Genomic DNA, 16,911 nt, shown 5'->3' with positions numbered 1-16,911 from the left:
GATAAACGGACATTCATTAACAAAAAACAGAATTACAATTCCGAAGACAAAACATTCTCTCTGGCCGCAGAAATGCCGAAGCATTCTCTTCAAAGGCTCGCCGATAAAGTTCGTTCACGTCTAAATGCCGGTCTTAAATATCCAGCATCGGCAAGTGCAGTTTTGTCCGCAATCCGGGATTCGCATTTTCAATTTCCACCTTCATATTGGTCTTATCGCAAAGCTTTTTGACCATAGAAAGGCCGATTCCCGTTCCCGACGTCGTACGCGTCATTTCGTTACCCACCCGATAAAACTCGTCAAAGACGTGCTCCATTTCCTTGGGCGGAATGCCGGGTCCATAATCCCGAACCACAAAATACACATCGTTTTCGGCAACGCGCAACTCCAGCGCAATCATCTTGTAGGCAGAATTTCTCGCAAATTTGAGGGAATTGTCCACCACATTCATCAGAACTTGCATCACGGCGTCTTTATCCAAAGTCAGCTGCATATTGCAAATATCGCTCGTGACCGTCAAATCAAATCCGTTCTTTTCCACGTTTTGCGTGTAGGTCGAAACAAAAGTATCGAGAATCGTCTTGGGATTGATCCGGGTGAATTGCACGTTCCAGTTTCCGCGTTCCAATTTGGAAAGGTTCAACACGTTCTGAATCAACCGGGAAAGCCTTTCCGTTTCGCCCACAATTAAGCCGTAATATTTCTGGCGTTTTGTTTCATTGGCGACCCAGGAATTTTGCAGCAATTCCGCATACATCCGAATCGCTGTCAGCGGCGTTTTCAATTCATGACTTACCGCCGAAACAAAATCCTGCCGCTTGTTGGCAAGCTGAAGCTGGCTCCTCGTCGAACGGAAAACGGCGATAAATCCCCCCGCCAAGACAGTGAACATCACCAGACCGATTAAAATCAAAAAGAAACAGCTGTGACTGGAACCCGCATCCGTCAAATAAACGGAAAGCAGCATTTCGTTCAAAGGGAATTGCAGCGGGATTTCCAGCAAGACACCTCGGGAATTGGCTTTGCTACCAAAAGTCACAAAGGGTTTTTGCTTGGTGCCAAATTCCAAGGAAATGCCCTGTTCCGCCGGATTGAACTGCAATTCATTGATGACCAGATTTTCCAAGTAAGGACGGACTCGCACGGCATAACCTTGGATAAACTGTTCGTTGTTTCTCCACACGTTACGATAATAGACGATGTAATTCTCGTTAAGAGTCGCCTGGAAAGGATCGATTTCCACTTCAAGGATATTGGGCACCTGAAGAGAATCGTCTTCGGTTTCTTCCCGCCCGTTTTCCGAAATGCGGAGAATTCTCGCCGATTCCACATCAAAAAGAAAACTTTCCGTTTGGGAACTTTGCTCGTAACGCCGCTGGAATTTTTTGGAATCATTCAATTTGACGGCGAGTTTCAGATTTTTTCCATAAAGGCGATCCAAACTGTCTTGGGTGCTGGCCTGCACCTGCGTCCGCCGCAAACCTTCATTGTGCAAATCCAATTGCTTCAGCACATTCTGGATGCTGTCCCGCACGATTTCCCGTTTCGCCCGATCTTCCACGGGGATTTTTTCCAGAATCCCATCCGGCAAAACAGGTGTGTGCATTCCACCGTCCGGATCCAGCTGAAAATAGCCGATCATGCCGCCATAATGACTGCGAATGGGCATTTCCGCCAGCTTGGAAATGGTGACTTCCTCGCCGCCGATAATGGGAACCGCCCGAATAAAACGATATTCCGAATACGAGCGTTGCTCTTCGATAGCCAAATCATCGTAAATACGCTGATTCAGCATTTGCAAAATAAAATACGCCTGTTCCTTGTAAGCGTATTGGGATTCCGTTTCAAAATGCTGATAGGAATTAACTAAAAGGATAGCGACCGGAATCGCTATCACCAAAAACAAGAAGATGAAAATCAGCTTGAGCCGATTCATCAGTCCGGTGTTTCTCTGAGTTGATAGCCTTCGCCGCGGAATGTGACCAGCAGGCACGGATGCGACGGGTCGTCTTCAATTTTTTTGCGAAGCTTTGTAATGTGGATATCCACGGTTCGAGTATCAACCGATTCTGCGTTTTCGTAGCCCCAGACTTTATTCAGCAATTCCGCCCGGGGAACCGCACGATCCCGATTATTCCACAGATATTCCAGAATTTCAATTTCCTTTCGCGTGAACGACAATTTTTCGGAACCGCGGAAACCGCTGTATTCCCGGAAATTCACCCGGAGATTCCCCGCGACCAATTTGCCATCGCCTTCCATAGTCTGGCGCGCACGGCGTAAAACCGCAGAAATACGAGCCAGCAGCATGGGGACAGCAAAAGGCTTTGGAACATAATCGTCCGCTCCGTATTTGAGCCCGTCGATAATATCTTTGTCGGTATTTTTTGCCGAAAGAATGATAATCGGAATATCCTTGTCCTTTTCGCGGATTTTATCGCAAACGGTAAAGCCGTCCATGCCGGGGAGCATCAAATCCAAAAGAATCAGCCCGTATTTGCCGCTCAAACCTTCTTCCAAACCTGAAATGCCATCAGCGACATGCTTTACACGATAGCCTTGAAATTCCAAAAGATCCACAAGACCTTCTGCAATCGCAATTTCGTCTTCTATAACGAGAATCGTCACATTTGAATTCTTTTTATCCATGAAAACTCCAACGATTAAAGAGCAAAGCCTACGCCGGCTTCCAAAACAAAAGAAGAAGCGTCAACGGCAGAATCATAGTCCACACCAAAATAATACTTTCCATTCACATAAGCCGCAATCGGAATAATCGGCAGCTTGGCGCGAACACCCACAAGAATGTGTCCGCCCAAATTCGTATTCAATCCGTCGTCCTGCAATTCTTCGGAAAGATTATGAGCCAGCTGTTTCATCTGATCTTCGGTCATCGTTCCTGCAAGGAATGCCGTTTTAAGTTCACCATCAAGATGGTCCGTATATTTTTTGATGAATTTTGTCGTCATCACCGGAGTGCTGAGATAGTAAGTAATACCGCCACCGATATAGGGTCGAATGATCGGAAGACTCGTGATCGGATAGGTGATAGAAAGGTCGCCGTTCATCGCAATGAATTTCGGAGAAGCCTTGCCGAAAGGAACCCCGTCAAATTCCAATTCGATATCCTGTTCTTTTACCGAACCGTCTGCACCGTTTAAAGTCAGGGTCGAACTGTAGGAACCCCACTGCAAATTATAAGTCGCTTCCACATCGATAATCGGAAGGAAGTCCACCCAAACTTTAATACCGAATCCCTGAACGCCGCTAAAGGAGCCGTGGCGATAATCCACCGAACCGAGAGAGAGGGAAGACTCGTCTTTGCTCGCGGACAAATCGAGCAAATGTTCGTTCTGTACCGCATCCATGCTAGTACCGAAATTCGGAGCGTAATGAAAACCGATTCCAACAATGGCAAAAGACGGGGCAACACAAAGGGCTGCAACGGCGGCAAATATTTTAAAATTCATTCCGAAAACTCCTCGGTGAGTAGGTTTACCCCCAAAGTATATTAAAACGGCGAAAAACGGATAATTTTTTTCCTTTAAAGCACGGCTTGTATCCTGCATCAATACGAAAATGAGCAGAAAAAACGCAAAATACGCCAAAATGAAAAACTTTGGCGTAAAAAAGCGGAGCATCCACCCCGCTTTCCGCGCAAAAGAATTAGGCCTGTGCTTGAATCGAAGTCAGAGCGATGGTATATACGATATCTTCGACGAGCGCACCGCGGGAAAGGTCATTCACGGGTTTAGCAAGTCCCTGAAGCATAGGCCCCACGGCGATAACTCCCGGAGCGGAACGCTGGACAGCCTTATAGCAGATGTTTCCCGCCGAAAGATCGGGGAAAATGCACACAGTCGCCTTGCCAGCTACCTTGCTTTCTGGAGCCTTCAGCCTTGCAACGTCTTCCGTGGTAGCCGCGTCGTATTGCAGCGGTCCATCGACAGGAATATCAGGGCGGGCTTCCCGAATTTTTTGCGTCGCATTAACGACCAATTCCACATCATCGCCCTTGCCGCTTTTTCCCGTGCCATAACTGAGCATGGCGACCCGAGCCGGAATACCGAAAGCCTTGGCCGTATCGTAGCTCTGGATAGCAATGCCTGCGAGTTCTTCATCGGTCGGATTCAGGTTGATTGCGCAATCGCCAAACACATAAGTCTGCGAAGGGAGGCACACAAAAAATACGGAACTGATGGATTTGACGCCAGGCGCGCACTTGATAATCTGCAAGGCGGGACGAACCGTATCAGCAGTCGAATGGACGGCACCCGAAACCAGCCCATCCACTTCATTTTTCTTGAGCATCATCGTACCGAGGAAAACCGAATCTTTAAGAGTCTCTCGGGCTTTTTCTTCGGTCATCCCTTTAGCTTTGCGAAGTTCCACCAGCAGCGGCACATATTTTTCAGCCAATTCCGCAGTCGGTTCAATGATTTCAAATCCATCGGGAATCGTCAAGTTCTGCCGGGCGGCTTCCGCTTCAACATCGGCCTTTTTCGCAATCAAAACGGGAATGGCGATTTTGCGATTGTAAGCTTCTATTGCCGCCTTCAGCGTACGAGGTTCGGCTCCTTCTGGAAGAACGATCCGTTTGAGATGGTGCGAAGCCAACCGAATCAGATTCCGACGAAATTCCGCTTGGGAAATCCGATGCTCGGTTTCATTGTCCAGAATTTTCTTTACCGCTTCCGCATGGGCGCAATCGCCCTCGGCACAAACAAAAGCCACCCGAATTTTTTGCAGAGCAAAGTCGGCAGCAACAAGAGCTCCCGACTCGTCGGAATCCGCAACGAGAACGACATCCGCATCAAGAGCCGCAGCCAACAGCATATTTATTTGCTCCGCGCGGACGCTTTCCTGAAAAGAAACCCCGGCAACGACCAACGTCTCTGCAGAAGATTCCTGAACAATCCCCACAATGGCTTCCATAGCAGAATCCGCTTCGACAGATTGGAGAATCGCGGGCACTTTTTCAGCGGCAACCCACATTTCAGCAGAGGCGGATTCCTTTTGGACGGTTTCAAAAACGGATTTTGTGGCGTAAGCCAGATCAATGCCGACAGCAGCCGGCGCAACGAGAAAGATATGTTTCATTTTTTTACTCCGAGAATTTTTCAATCATTATTATAGAAAATTCAACCGGACATCGCACAAAATTCGCCAATAGAAAAAGCCCCGACAAATGTCGAGGCCTAAATAAATTCGGCAAAATCAGGCGAGCCGAGAAATCATATATCCCGCACAAATCGCCGTTCCAATAACGCCGGAGACATTGGGTCCCATCGCGTGCATCAGAAGGAAGTTCTGCGGATCATATTTTGCGCCTTCCACTTGAGAAACCCTCGCCGCCATCGGAACCGCAGAAACGCCCGCGGAACCAATCAAAGGATTCACCGGATTATTGGGCGAACACTTGTTCATAATTTTGGCAAGCAAAAGTCCACCAAACGTGGAGAATCCAAAAGCGACAACGCCCATCGCGATAATCATCAACGTCTTCGGTTGAAGGAAAATATCGGCGGACATCGTAAGCCCAACGGAAGTTCCCAAGAAAATGGTGACAATGTTCATCAGTTCATTCTGGGAAGTTTTCACCAAGCGATCCACCACACCGGACTCCTTGAAGATGTTTCCCATCATGAGCATGATAATCAAAGCCGACGCATCTGGAACGACCAAAATGCACACAACCATCACCATAACGGCAAAAACGATGCGTTCCAATTTGGAAACCTTGCGCAGGCTTTTCATGCGAATCACGCGCTCTTTAGGAGTCGTCATCGCCCGCATAATCGGCGGTTGGATTAAAGGAACCAAAGCCATATAGGTATATGCAGCAACCGCGATCGGTCCAATAAGATGGGGAGCGAGTTTATTCGCAGTAAAAATGGATGTAGGTCCATCCGCGCCACCGATAATGCCAATCGAAGCCGCCTCGCCGAGAGTAAATCCGCCAAAGGCAACCGCGCAGAACATCGTGATAAACACGCCGAATTGCGCACCGCCTCCGAGAATCAGAGTACGCGGGTTGGCAATCAGCGGTCCAAAGTCGGTCATGGCACCGACACCAAGGAAGATAATAGGAGGGAAAAGTTCTAGATGGATGCCTTGACTGATATAGTAGTAAAGGCCCGCTGTCGGAGTAAACATTCCTTCAATACCCCAGCCCCCTTCGTAGAAACCTCGGCTTGGGATGTTTACGGCGAGCGCACCCAGCGCAATCGGCAAAAGAAGCAATGGTTCATACTTCTTGACGATGGCCAGATACATCAGCACAAAACAGACAATCCACATGATGATCATCGGTCCGGTAATCATGGAAAATCCCGTACCGGACGAGAACATCTCTGCGACTGAGTTTAGGATACCGCTCATAGGTAAAATTCCTTTAGGCGATGGTCATCAGAACCTGGCCTTCGGAGACCGATTCCTGTTCCTTGACAGCGATAGATGCTACCGTTCCATCGCAAGGGCTGATGATGGAGTTTTCCATTTTCATCGCTTCGAGAACGGCGACTTCCTGATTCTTGGCCACCTTGTCGCCGACTTTGACTTTGAGTTTGAATACAATGCCCATCATCGGGCTTGGGACCGGGGTGCCGCCAGCAGGAGCTGCGGGTGCGGGCGCGGCAACCGGAGCAGGTGCGGGAGCAACTGAAGCCGCGGCAACAGGAGCAACAGCAACAGGAGCAATTTGATTGTTATCGAGAACTTCGACTTCGACATCGTAGCTCTTACCTTCAAAACTGATACGGAGGGTTTTCTTCATGGTGTTTTCCTCTTGAGCTTAGAGCCCGTTGGTTTGTAGTTCTGCACGACCTTGAGCTGTCCATGCCCATTCGGTCGAATTTTGGGGTTTGAATTTGACGACATTCACGGGAGATCCGAGAACTTCGGCGGCAGCAACAGCAAAAATCATTGCCAGCTGTTCGTTCGTAAGACCCGGATGAATATCCAAAGCGGAAATGGCCGCAATGCTTAAGAAAGCCTGCAACTGCTTATTCGTAAATCCAGGATGAACACTCGGAGCGTTCGGATCTAGAGAACATTGAGCAGGAGCCATGGAAGCCTGCGCAGGAGCAGCCGGCGCAGTAGGGGCCGCAGATTTTTTGGTGGTAATCGGAACAACGAATTTGTTCACGACATAGCCCATCAAGTAGGTGAGAATCATGATGCTGATAATGACAATCATCACGATAATCAGACCCGTCGCCTGAAATTCCACGAGCTTTCCGAAAGAGAACGTCTGCACTTCACCCTGTTCCGTCATATACTGGGAACCGAGTTTCGCTTTAGCAATCGGCAAAACATTGCCAGAACCATTTTCCGTTCTAATGCTGTCTTGACGAGCGTTCGCTTCACGAGATTGCGCATTCGTCTTGTAAAGGACAGAAGTCTTGTGCCCGCCTTCGTAAATTTCGAGAACCGTCGAATCGGGCATTAAGGTCAGCTGCTCTTTAATGGGCGCGCTAATCGAGTCAGGCATAATCGCTAACTGTTCCTTAAACCGTTCAGGAACGGGATAAGGGCCGACTATGCTTTTTTGTTGTTCTGTTGTTGTCATAGGGGACTCAATCCGTGTTTTTTATTGGGACGTTTTACCCGCTTCGAAAGCAAAGTCCTCAAAGCGAGAGAAACTTTTGCCTTTGTTTCCGCGGGATTGATAACATCAGTGATGATTCCAGATTCCGCGGCCTGGTAAGGCTTCGAAAATTTTTCGCGGTAGTCGGCAACGAGAGATTTATACAGCTCGTCTTTATTTTCAGCCGCGGCAAGCTCTTTCTTGTAAATAATCTTTGCTGCGCCTTCCGCTCCCATCACGGCGATTTCCGCTGTGGGCCAAGCGAAAACGACATCGCCACCGAGATCCTTTGATGCCATAGCAATGTAAGCTCCGCCGTAAGCCTTGCGCATAATCACCGTCACCAGAGGAACCGTGCAAGACGCATACGCATAAAGCATTTTCGCCCCATGACGAATGATACCTCCGCGTTCCTGAGCGAGTCCCGGCATAAAGCCCGGCACATCCGTCAAAGTGACAATAGGGATATTGAATGCGTCGCAGAACATCACAAATTCAGCGCCCTTGTCCGACGAATCAATGTCCAAGCAACCCGCTTTGTAAGTCGGCTGGTTCGCAACGATGCCCACGACCATACCATTAATGCGGCCAAAGCCCGTAATGATATTTTTCGCAAAGTCGCGCTTGACTTCAAGCCATTCGTTCGGATCCACCAGACGTTCGATTACTTTGTACGCATCAAGCGGATGGTTAGAATCGGACGGAATGATTTCGTTCATGCCGGAATCATCGTCTAAAACGATGTCGGTGAGTTTGTGCGGAGGCTGCTCCGCATTATTCGACGGCAAGAAGCTGAGAAGCTTTTTGATAATCTGGGTCGCGTGCTTGTCGTCGTTCGCCACAAAATGAACGTTGCCGGAAACCGTGGCATGCGCCGTCGCCGAAGCAAACTTTTCAAGAGGAGCCTCTTCGCCGGTAGAAGCTTTAATCACCTGCGGACCGCAGATGAACATATTGGAATTGTCCTTGAGCTGAATGCAGAAGTCCATCAATGCTGGACTGTAGGATGCACCGCCAGCGCAAGGTCCCGCAATGACCGCGATCTGAGGAACGACTCCCGATGCCAGAACATTCGCCCGAAAGACTTTCCCATAACCAGCAAGGCTCTTGACGCCTTCCTGGATGCGCGCTCCACCGGAATCGTTCACCGAAATAATCGGCGTACCGAGTTCAATCGCGCGTTGCATGGCTTCGGACATTTTTTGCGCATGACGGCTGCCGAGGGAACCTCCACTCACCAAAAAATCCTGAGAAATCACGGTCACCGGCCGACCATCCACATTGCCTATTCCTGTCACAACGCCGTCACCGGCAAGATGCTTTTTTTCAAAGCCGAATCCGCGGACATCATGTTCCACGAACATTCCCGCTTCTTGGAAGGAACCCGCATCTACAAGGTCATCAATCCGTTCGCGAGCGGTCAAAAGCCCTTTCGCATGACGAGCTTCCGCTTTCTCCGGACCACAGCCGGAGGAAAGAGCAGATTTTCTGCGTTCTTCAAGTTGATCCAGTAATTCTTGTCTAATTGCCATTTCATGTTCCTTTGAAATTTTGCAGTTTCAAATGAAAAATAGAATTCCAAAGAATTTTGTTATTCCTTCATGGAGCCGTCGGAAAGAAAACGCAAGTGCATATTGAACGCTCGGTCAAGAGCAATGGGAATGTGCTTTCCTTTGGCGGACTTCACACTATAGTTTAAATAATCATTTAATTGTTGGCGGTAGTCGGGGTGCGAACAGGCGTCAATTATGCGATGCGCACGAGCAACGGGATCCAGTCCGCGCAGGTCGGCCAGCCCCTGTTCCGTAACAAAAATGTCAGTTTCATGGTCGGAATGGTCCAAATGCGAAACCAGCGGCACAATCGCACTGATGGTCCCGTTTTTTGCCGTAGAAGGCGTCATAAAGAATCCCAGCAGGCAATTTCTCGAAAAGTCAGCAGAGCCGCCGATGCCGTTCATCACTGAAGAACCACAGATATGGGACGAATTGACGTTCCCGAAAATATCGCATTCGATTGCCGTATTCATCGCAATAACGCCCAATCGCCGAATGACTTCGGGATGATTCGACACTTCCTGAGGGCGCAAAACAAATTTCCGTTTAAGCGCAAACGCATTCGCCAGAAAATATTCCCGAGCTTTGGCGGAACACGTCAAAGCAGTCCCGCTCGCACCGATCAATTTGTCCGACTGAATCAATTCAAAGACGGCTTCTTGAATGACTTCGGTAAAAAGGCTTATCGGCTCTTGCAGCGGATTGCGCGCCATCGCAGTGAGGACGGCATTCGCCACGTTGCCCACCCCACTCTGATAAGGAAGTCCCGATGGCAGCCGTCCCTTTTTTCTTTCGTGCGCAAGAAATTCCAAAATGTGCCCGGCAATGGTTTTAGAAATTTCGTCGGGTTCTGTAAAAGGGTGCACACAGTCGCCCGCTTGCGTGTGGACAATCGCCACAATTTTTTCCGGATCGACTTGCACAAAATCCGTTCCGACACGATCCAAAACATGAGAGACGGGAATAGGACGAGCGTGAGGAGGCATATCGGGTAAATAACAATCGTGAATGCCCGCCAAAGCATCGCCGTAAAGGGAGTTCAACTCGACGATAATGCGGTCAGCCATTTGCAGAAATTCCATCGAATTTCCGCAAGAAGTGGAAAGCCGAATTTTTCCGTCATCAGAAACTTCCGTCGCTTCTATAATGGCTGTCGTCGGATGCGGCAAAGCTCCCGAACGAATCCAACGTCCCATTATACCCAGATGGGCGTCGGTATAAAAGATTTTTCCCTGATTGATAGCGGTGCGCAAATCTTTATTCGATTGGTAGGGCGCGCGATACCGAATAGCGTTGGCCCGAGCGAGCGCACCATCGCATTCGTCCCCGGTCGAAGCCCCTGAAAAAAGGGATACTTGAAACGGCTTTCCTTGAGCGTGCAGGCGTTCCGCCCGTTTTGCAAGCGCTGTTGGAACCGCCTTGGGATAACCGGCAAGGGTAAATCCCGAAACGCCGAGAATTTCATCGTGCCGAATCAGTTCCGCGGCTTCTTCTGCGGACATCGTTTTACAAGACAGTTGCATCACCCCGAATGTATATATTTTTCCGCAGTATATTGCGCCTTCTTGTTGTAAAAAGATCCTATCGCGCGTATTTCAGAAAAGGGGATTCTTAGACAACCCAGCATCTTCCTCTGCCACTTGAGCGATTTTTTGCGCAAAGCTAGATGGTAGTTTTTCAAAAAGTTCCGAAGCCGGAACCCAGATTCCATCTAAAACCGCATTCGGTTTGATTTGTACTTTTAACACTCGGCAGCGAATCTTGTAACGGGTAATGGAATGCTCTACAATTCCAGCCCAACTGCACTGGTCGATTTTTTCCCAAGGAATCTCGGACTCTACAATTCCAGGAATCCGATTGCGAAACGCGTCGGCGTATTCAAAAAGCGGGAACATCAACTGATTTTTAAGAAACGGAGAACGAGGAGAGACTCGCAACAAAAAATTTTCATTTTTGTCGCAAACGACAAGCGCAAAACCCGTCCACGATTCGTAGCGGACTACTTTCTTTTTCGGAAATTCATTTTGCCGATTTTCCTGTTTTGCCTGACAGATTTTTTGAAGCGGACAGTTTTCACAATCCGGATTTGAGCGTTTGCAAATTTTCCGTCCGAGTTCCATCAAAGCTTCGTTTGTTAAAAACGCCTTATCCGCTTTCGCCCAACGAAACGCTTCATCCCAATAAAAATCTTTTTCTTTTTTCCCTTCGGCGGGCAAAAAATCCCACAAATGCAATCTGGCAAAAATGCGGACAAGATTGCCGTCCAAAATCGCTTCAGCCAAATGAAATGCAAGGCTTAAAATGGCTCCCGCCGTATAAGCGCCTATTCCCGGCAACTGTTCCAATTCTTTGCGCGTCTGCGGAAACATTCCTCCGTTTTCCGCAAGAATTTTTGCTGTCCGTAAAATATTTTTCGCCCGACTGTAATAGCCAAGCCTTTGCCAATGCTGCAAAACATCGTTTTCTTTTGCCTTTGCAAGCGTCAATACATCCGGAAAATCCTGCATCCATTTTTTGAATGCCGTTTGCACCGCAGAAACCTGCGTCTGCTGCAACATCGTTTCGCTTATCCAAACCGCATAAGGATTTCGAAATTCGTACAAATTCTCCGAACGCCAAGGAAACGATTCCCTGCTCTCTACAAACCACTTGCACAGGGATCTATTTGCCGAAATAATACTCGTGATAAACCTTTTTATAAAATTCCCATTGAGCGGCTGCCGCTTTTTCCAACGTAAAATCCTTACTGCGCTTATAAGCGTTTTCGCGCATCGGCAAATAAGACGACTCGTTTCGACGCAATTGAATACATTCGTCAAGCTGATTCATCCACGCCGTCGCATCATCGCTGGGAAGGATGTAACCGCAGTCCTTGCCAAAAACAATATCTTGCGGGCCGCCTTTATCACTTACAATGGCAGGCGTTCCCGAAGCAAGCGCTTCGACAACAACATTTCCAAAGGTATCCGTGGTGCTGGGGAAAAGCAAAAAGTCCGCATCGGCGTAAAGACCCGCCAAAATTTCACCGCCCTGAACACCTGCAAAATGCACTTCCGGCGCACCGGCAAAATCCTTTTTAAGCTCTTCCAAATACCAGCCGTCACCGACAAACATCAGCTCCGCATCATCATGAGACTTTCTAAATTCCAGCCACAGATTTTTGAGCAGCGGAAGATTTTTTTCTTTGGAAATTCGACCGACATAGACAAAGCGAACTTTGTTTTTGGAATCCGAAAAGCGTTCCCACGTTCCCTTACCACGAAAATCCGGGCTGTAATTGTCCAGGGGGATTCCGCGCCGAATAATTTCAATATCTTTGAATGGAACTTTGATGTCCTTATTTAAAATGTTCATGTAGTCTTTACACGGGCTAATGACCGGGCGCGTAAAACCGTAAAAAATCTGCATGAGCATTAAAACGTAACGGTGCATCCACTTCGCTTTGACCAGCGTCTTTGTGTAAGTCGGAACGTCTGTGCGATAATGGCTTATCACCTTGATTCCCGCAACTTTGGCGCACAAAGCAACCGCCCACGCTCCGGGACTCGGCGTTTCCACTTCAATCAAATCAACGGGATAACGCTTCAGCAGACGAAGTGCCGGCGCAATATGCGGAATGGCCAGTTCGCTATTTGCATAACCCAGCTGTTCCATGCTAAAAATGCGAGGCAAAAGAATGACGTAGCCATTTTCCACCACTCCCCTTTCCCGCGTATTAAAAGCGTTTCCGACAAGAGCCGCCTTATAGCCGTGTCCTCGCATAAAAGAAATGACATGGCGCAAATTATTGGCAATGCCGTTCACTTCATCCAAATTGTCCGAGTAGAACGCGACACAAATATCGTCTGCAGAATGTTCCGCCCGTTTTTTTTTCAAATAGAAGCGGAGCTTTAAAAGTTTCGGCAAATTTCTGAGAATTTCCCAAAAGACAATGGGCGGAATCATGCAAGTGCGAATGTTGCCCGGCGGCTGATGTTTGAACGAAAAAAACTTGGGAAAAACGCTCGTGACCGTTCTTCCGAAAATCGAAGGCCTAGTGTCGGTTGTTGAATTGAACGCATTCTGCATAGCGAGTACCTGTTCCGCCAAAAATATCCAAAGAACTGCCGATTGTCAAATCCACCCGTCCACTTGAAATTTCATTGCAGCGGATTAAATCGTCAATACTTTTTGCTCCGCCGGCATAAGTCACAGGAATCGGGCTTTTTTGAGCGAGAAAGCGGATGAGCGATTCATCCATTCCTTTTTCCAGGCCTTCCACATCGGCTGCGTGAACCAGAAATTCGCTGGCGTATGCAGCAAGGGATTCCAAAAGTTTTTCGTCCACTTCGGAATCGGTAATCGTCTGCCAGCGGTTTGTGGCGACATTCCAACCGTTTGCGGTTTTGCGGCAGCTCAAATCCAGAACGAGCTTTTCTTTTCCGACGGCAAATGAAAGCGCCTTGACTTTTTCCATATCCAACTTTCCGCCGTTAAAAATCCAGCTGGTGACAATCACATGGCTCGCTCCAGCATCCAAAAATTCCTTGGCATTTTCCGGAGTAATGCCGCCGCCGACTTGCAACCCGTTCGGATATGCTTGCAGAGCTTCCTTGGCAGCTTCTGCGCAGCCCTTGCCGAGCATAATGACGTGCCCGCCCTTCAATCCGTCTTTTTTGTAAAGATGGGCGAAATAAGCCGGAGAATGTTCGCTGGTAAAATGCGTCAGGGGCGTTTCCGAATCCGAAAGGGTCCCGCCGACAATCTGTTTAACTTTGCCTTGATGAATATCGATACAGGGACGAAATAAAGTCATATTTAAAATCCTGTAATGCTCCAATCAAAAACATTGCCGTTCGCCTTGGAGCGTCCGCGCCAAAAATAGATTTCTCCGCCGAGCATCAGTTTTGTCGCTTTTTTGGCAAACCAACCATCAAAATTTTCGAGCATGGAAAATTTCTGCCGGGGCTTGGTCATATCTATGGTCAGCGTATCCGGCGCATTTTGCCACAGAACTTGAAGAGGCGATTTAGGAAAATTCTTGCCGTTGTAATCTTTACCGTCTGCAACAATTCTTTTCGGAAAAAGAATCTGCGTTCCGTCGGTCGTTTGCTGCAACAAATACCCGAAAGGATTTCCCTTCTTGTCGATTGCGATACGACCGGCATAAGTGCCTTTTGTCGCTTCGCTCAAATTGAATGCCCGAACGGCGATGTCCGTCGCATTTCCCGATTGCCAGGTATGCTCCATATAGCCATAGCCTTTCACTTCCAGCGTGTCCTTGTCATGAGCGATTTTTCCACTCACCCGTCCGTAGGGAATCAAAATCGCCGAGCCATACTGGTTATCGCCGACTTTCCAATTGCCATTGCCAGGAACCATTCCCTTGTGCGCGCTGGAAAATGTCACATTCAAAAGAAAGGAACCAAAATTTTCCTTGTTCGCCGTAAAGAGAACCCGATGTCCTTTACCAGGCTTATTCTCCATCAGATATTCCTCTTTGATGGAAATGCGAACTTTAGATTTGTCTTCGGAAAAACGCTCCAGCGGATATTGCCGACCGATATTGGAATTCTTGCCTTTTAGCCCGACAAACGCAATATCGCAACCGATTTTCTTCCCCGAAGTCGGAATGATGATCGTCGCATAATTTACATAGGCGCGCGTACCATTATCAAATACGAAAGAATAGGTCCACGCTTCGGTGGATTTTTCAGACTTCATCGCTTTAGCAAAAAAATCCGAATTATCCGTATGGCGAAAATTGCCGGAGGGCTGTTGAATTTCATTTCCGGCTGCTGCCAAAACGATTCCTGCAAAAGCAAAAATAAAAACGAAAGAATTTAAAATTCGCATATTCTTAAAATTAGAAAAAGTGAATGTCCGTTAAGTTATTATATTTCTCTGTACACGTTCTATCACCATACGGAGGATTCATAAACTTGAAATTATGGGCTAGCTGCGGGGCGATTATCGCATCCGCAACTTTTGCACAAGATGCTTCATACACACAGACGGCGCCCGTACAAGGCGTTCAAATGGTGCCCGTTCAAACAGCGCAGGGCATTCAAATGATGCCCGTCGCTCAACCGGTTCAAGGAACGCAAATGCAAGCCGCTCCTGCCGCTCAGCCAACGCAAATGCAGACCGCCGAACAACCGCAAGCGGCGCAGATGGTGCCCGTTCAAACGGCGCAAGGCGTTCAGATGATGCCTGTCGCCCAGCCGGTTCAAGGAACGCAAATGCAAGCCGCTCCTGCTGCTGCTCAGCCGACGCAAATGCAGACCGCCGAACAACCGCAAGCGACGCTGATGGTCCCCGTTCAAACGGCACAAGGCGTTCAGATGATGCCTGTCGCTCAACCGGTTCAAGGAACGCCCACACAAGCCGTTCCAGCCGCTCAGCCTGTCGAAGAAAAAAAGCTTGAACCGCTCAGCCCATTAGATGCCAAGCTATCGGTTCTTCGCGGCAACTCGTACAATTTCGTGGGAAACGAACTCGCTGCACCCACCGTCGGCCTTCGTCTCGGACTTCCCTATATGATGTCCTTTGACCAATTCCTCTATGTGGAACCTACAAACAATAAGGGATATGTTTCTTTCAAAAAGGGATTGACCTTTTATGGCGGCCTCGACAATTCCGTTGGAGAAGTCGGCCTGATGACCATCGGTATCGCTTCGCCTTCTTTCGGCTTAGGTGTGGATATCGGCATTTCCAAAAATTATCGTACCGAAAAACCGGACGGCGGCGATGAAGTGGAAACGACGACCATCAACGTTGGCGACGACGTAGGTTTGAATTTCGCTATGCCCATCGGTGGACTGGCTCTTGCCATCAGCGCGGATTGGCTCACCACAGGCGACGAAGAAACAACCGATGAAGAAGAAAATGATCTTTGGCGTCTAAGCGGCTCTATCGGCTTGACAAATAATCCCAGTGCCAGAGATTTCGGCTGGTCCGCAGGATTGCAATTTTTACGGAACACGGAAACACAGGAGCTTACCTCTGGCGGAAAAACGGTGGACATCACCTCTCCGAATAGCCGCATCGAAATCGACCCGTATTTCAACTTCGCCTTTAAAGTTCTTCAAAACGATATGGCCCGCGTAATGCTCGGTTCCAATAACATGTTTGCCGTGCAAATCTTTGACAAAGGCGACGCCGCTTCGGACACTTATAAAGAACACATGGAATTTGGTCTCCAGATTACGCCGAATATCTGGGCGGACGTTGCCATCACAGACAACTGGTTCGCATTCGGCGGCCTTTCCCACAATATCCTGGTGTTTGGCTATGAAACCGTCAAATATGACGACGATTCCGAAGAATCGCTGATGCAAATCCACTCCTCGCAAACCAAAGCCCAACTCGGTCTACGCTTCCAGTGGAAGATGCTCGCCGTAGAAGCAAGCCTCGAAGACGTTGTCTATGAAAAGTCTTTTGCGGCGGCATTCAATGGCGAAAACCTGTTCCTCAATATGGGATTTTTCCTGAACTTCTAAGGAGATTGAAAAATGAAAAAAACAACGATTGCATTTTTATTCCTTCTGTCTCTTTCTTTGTTTATCGCTTGCAGTGCCGACGTTGTATCCGGAGATTACAACAAATCCGGCATTGTCAACGAAAGCGGTTATGTAAGCAGTTCGTCTGCTGATACGGATGATTCTTCGGAAGATTCCGAAGAGTAATCCCTATCATCACGCCAAATAAAGTCTGGCGAAAAGCAAAAATCCTTGAAAAAGCTCACGACTTTTTCAAGGATTTTTTATAAGTGGAATAAATCGCGAC

The 16,911-nt window shown here is 48.3% G+C and carries 15 protein-coding genes; 2 read left to right on the top strand and 13 right to left on the bottom strand.

What is annotated here, in order from left to right; all coding sequences use genetic code 11:
• Positions 1–133 precede the first annotated feature (133 nt).
• From B5D40_RS04510 to B5D40_RS04450, 13 genes are all read right to left on the bottom strand, one after another.
• On the bottom strand, positions 134–1,936 hold the full coding sequence (locus B5D40_RS04510) for a sensor histidine kinase (protein ID WP_078775944.1): 1,803 nt from the start codon (positions 1,934–1,936) through the stop codon (positions 134–136).
• Positions 1,936–2,649 (bottom strand): response regulator transcription factor, encoded by a 714-nt coding sequence (locus B5D40_RS04505; protein WP_073304822.1) that lies wholly within the window; start codon positions 2,647–2,649, stop codon positions 1,936–1,938. Before B5D40_RS04505 ends, B5D40_RS04510 begins: the two co-directional genes overlap by 1 nt.
• 14 nt (positions 2,650–2,663) lie before the next feature.
• The gene (locus tag B5D40_RS04500) at positions 2,664–3,470 is read right to left on the bottom strand and encodes a hypothetical protein (RefSeq protein ID WP_143394511.1); all 807 of its coding nucleotides are present in this window, start codon (positions 3,468–3,470) and stop codon (positions 2,664–2,666) included.
• Positions 3,471–3,666: 196 nt separating this feature from the next.
• Positions 3,667–5,100 (bottom strand): phosphate acetyltransferase, encoded by a 1,434-nt coding sequence (gene pta / locus B5D40_RS04495; protein WP_078775962.1) that lies wholly within the window; start codon positions 5,098–5,100, stop codon positions 3,667–3,669.
• Between the two features lie 117 nt (positions 5,101–5,217).
• Positions 5,218–6,381, bottom strand: a complete 1,164-nt coding sequence (locus B5D40_RS04490) for a sodium ion-translocating decarboxylase subunit beta (RefSeq protein WP_073304824.1) — start codon at positions 6,379–6,381, stop codon at positions 5,218–5,220.
• 13 nt (positions 6,382–6,394) lie between these two features.
• Entirely contained in the window at positions 6,395–6,775 is a 381-nt protein-coding gene (locus B5D40_RS04485) for an acyl-CoA carboxylase biotin carboxyl carrier protein subunit (protein ID WP_078775942.1), read from the bottom strand.
• 18 nt (positions 6,776–6,793) lie between these two features.
• Positions 6,794–7,492, bottom strand: a complete 699-nt coding sequence (locus tag B5D40_RS04480) for a hypothetical protein (RefSeq protein ID WP_158222185.1) — start codon at positions 7,490–7,492, stop codon at positions 6,794–6,796.
• Positions 7,493–7,566: 74 nt separating this feature from the next.
• The gene (locus B5D40_RS04475) at positions 7,567–9,120 is read right to left on the bottom strand and encodes an acyl-CoA carboxylase subunit beta (protein ID WP_073304829.1); all 1,554 of its coding nucleotides are present in this window, start codon (positions 9,118–9,120) and stop codon (positions 7,567–7,569) included.
• Between the two features lie 59 nt (positions 9,121–9,179).
• Positions 9,180–10,667, bottom strand: a complete 1,488-nt coding sequence (locus B5D40_RS04470; RefSeq protein ID WP_078775940.1) for a succinate CoA transferase — start codon at positions 10,665–10,667, stop codon at positions 9,180–9,182.
• 72 nt (positions 10,668–10,739) lie between these two features.
• Entirely contained in the window at positions 10,740–11,747 is a 1,008-nt protein-coding gene (locus B5D40_RS04465; RefSeq protein ID WP_143394510.1) for an A/G-specific adenine glycosylase, read from the bottom strand.
• A 58-nt stretch (positions 11,748–11,805) separates the two neighbouring features.
• The gene (locus B5D40_RS04460; protein ID WP_233134324.1) at positions 11,806–13,233 is read right to left on the bottom strand and encodes a glycosyltransferase; all 1,428 of its coding nucleotides are present in this window, start codon (positions 13,231–13,233) and stop codon (positions 11,806–11,808) included.
• A complete protein-coding gene (gene hisA, locus B5D40_RS04455; protein WP_073304835.1) occupies positions 13,178–13,939 on the bottom strand; it encodes a phosphoribosylformimino-5-aminoimidazole carboxamide ribotide isomerase in 762 nt (253 codons plus the stop codon). The genes B5D40_RS04460 and hisA overlap by 56 nt, the downstream gene beginning before the upstream one ends.
• Before the next feature lie 2 nt (positions 13,940–13,941).
• Positions 13,942–14,979, bottom strand: a complete 1,038-nt coding sequence (locus B5D40_RS04450) for a hypothetical protein (protein ID WP_078775937.1) — start codon at positions 14,977–14,979, stop codon at positions 13,942–13,944.
• A gap of 86 nt (positions 14,980–15,065) precedes the next feature.
• Between B5D40_RS04450 and B5D40_RS04445 the strand changes: the two genes are divergently transcribed.
• Positions 15,066–16,625: a hypothetical protein gene (locus tag B5D40_RS04445; RefSeq protein ID WP_143394509.1), complete on the top strand. Its 1,560-nt coding sequence runs from the start codon at positions 15,066–15,068 to the stop codon at positions 16,623–16,625.
• A gap of 12 nt (positions 16,626–16,637) precedes the next feature.
• Positions 16,638–16,811, top strand: a complete 174-nt coding sequence (locus B5D40_RS15555; RefSeq protein ID WP_158222184.1) for a hypothetical protein — start codon at positions 16,638–16,640, stop codon at positions 16,809–16,811.
• The last annotated feature ends 100 nt before the right edge of the window (positions 16,812–16,911 follow it).

Origin of the sequence: Fibrobacter intestinalis (assembly GCF_900167415.1) — a bacterium.
GTDB classification, from domain to species: Bacteria; Fibrobacterota; Fibrobacteria; order Fibrobacterales; family Fibrobacteraceae; genus Hallerella; species Hallerella intestinalis.
Note: the sequence above shows the minus strand (reverse complement) of the source record. Positions and strands in the feature narration are given on the sequence as shown.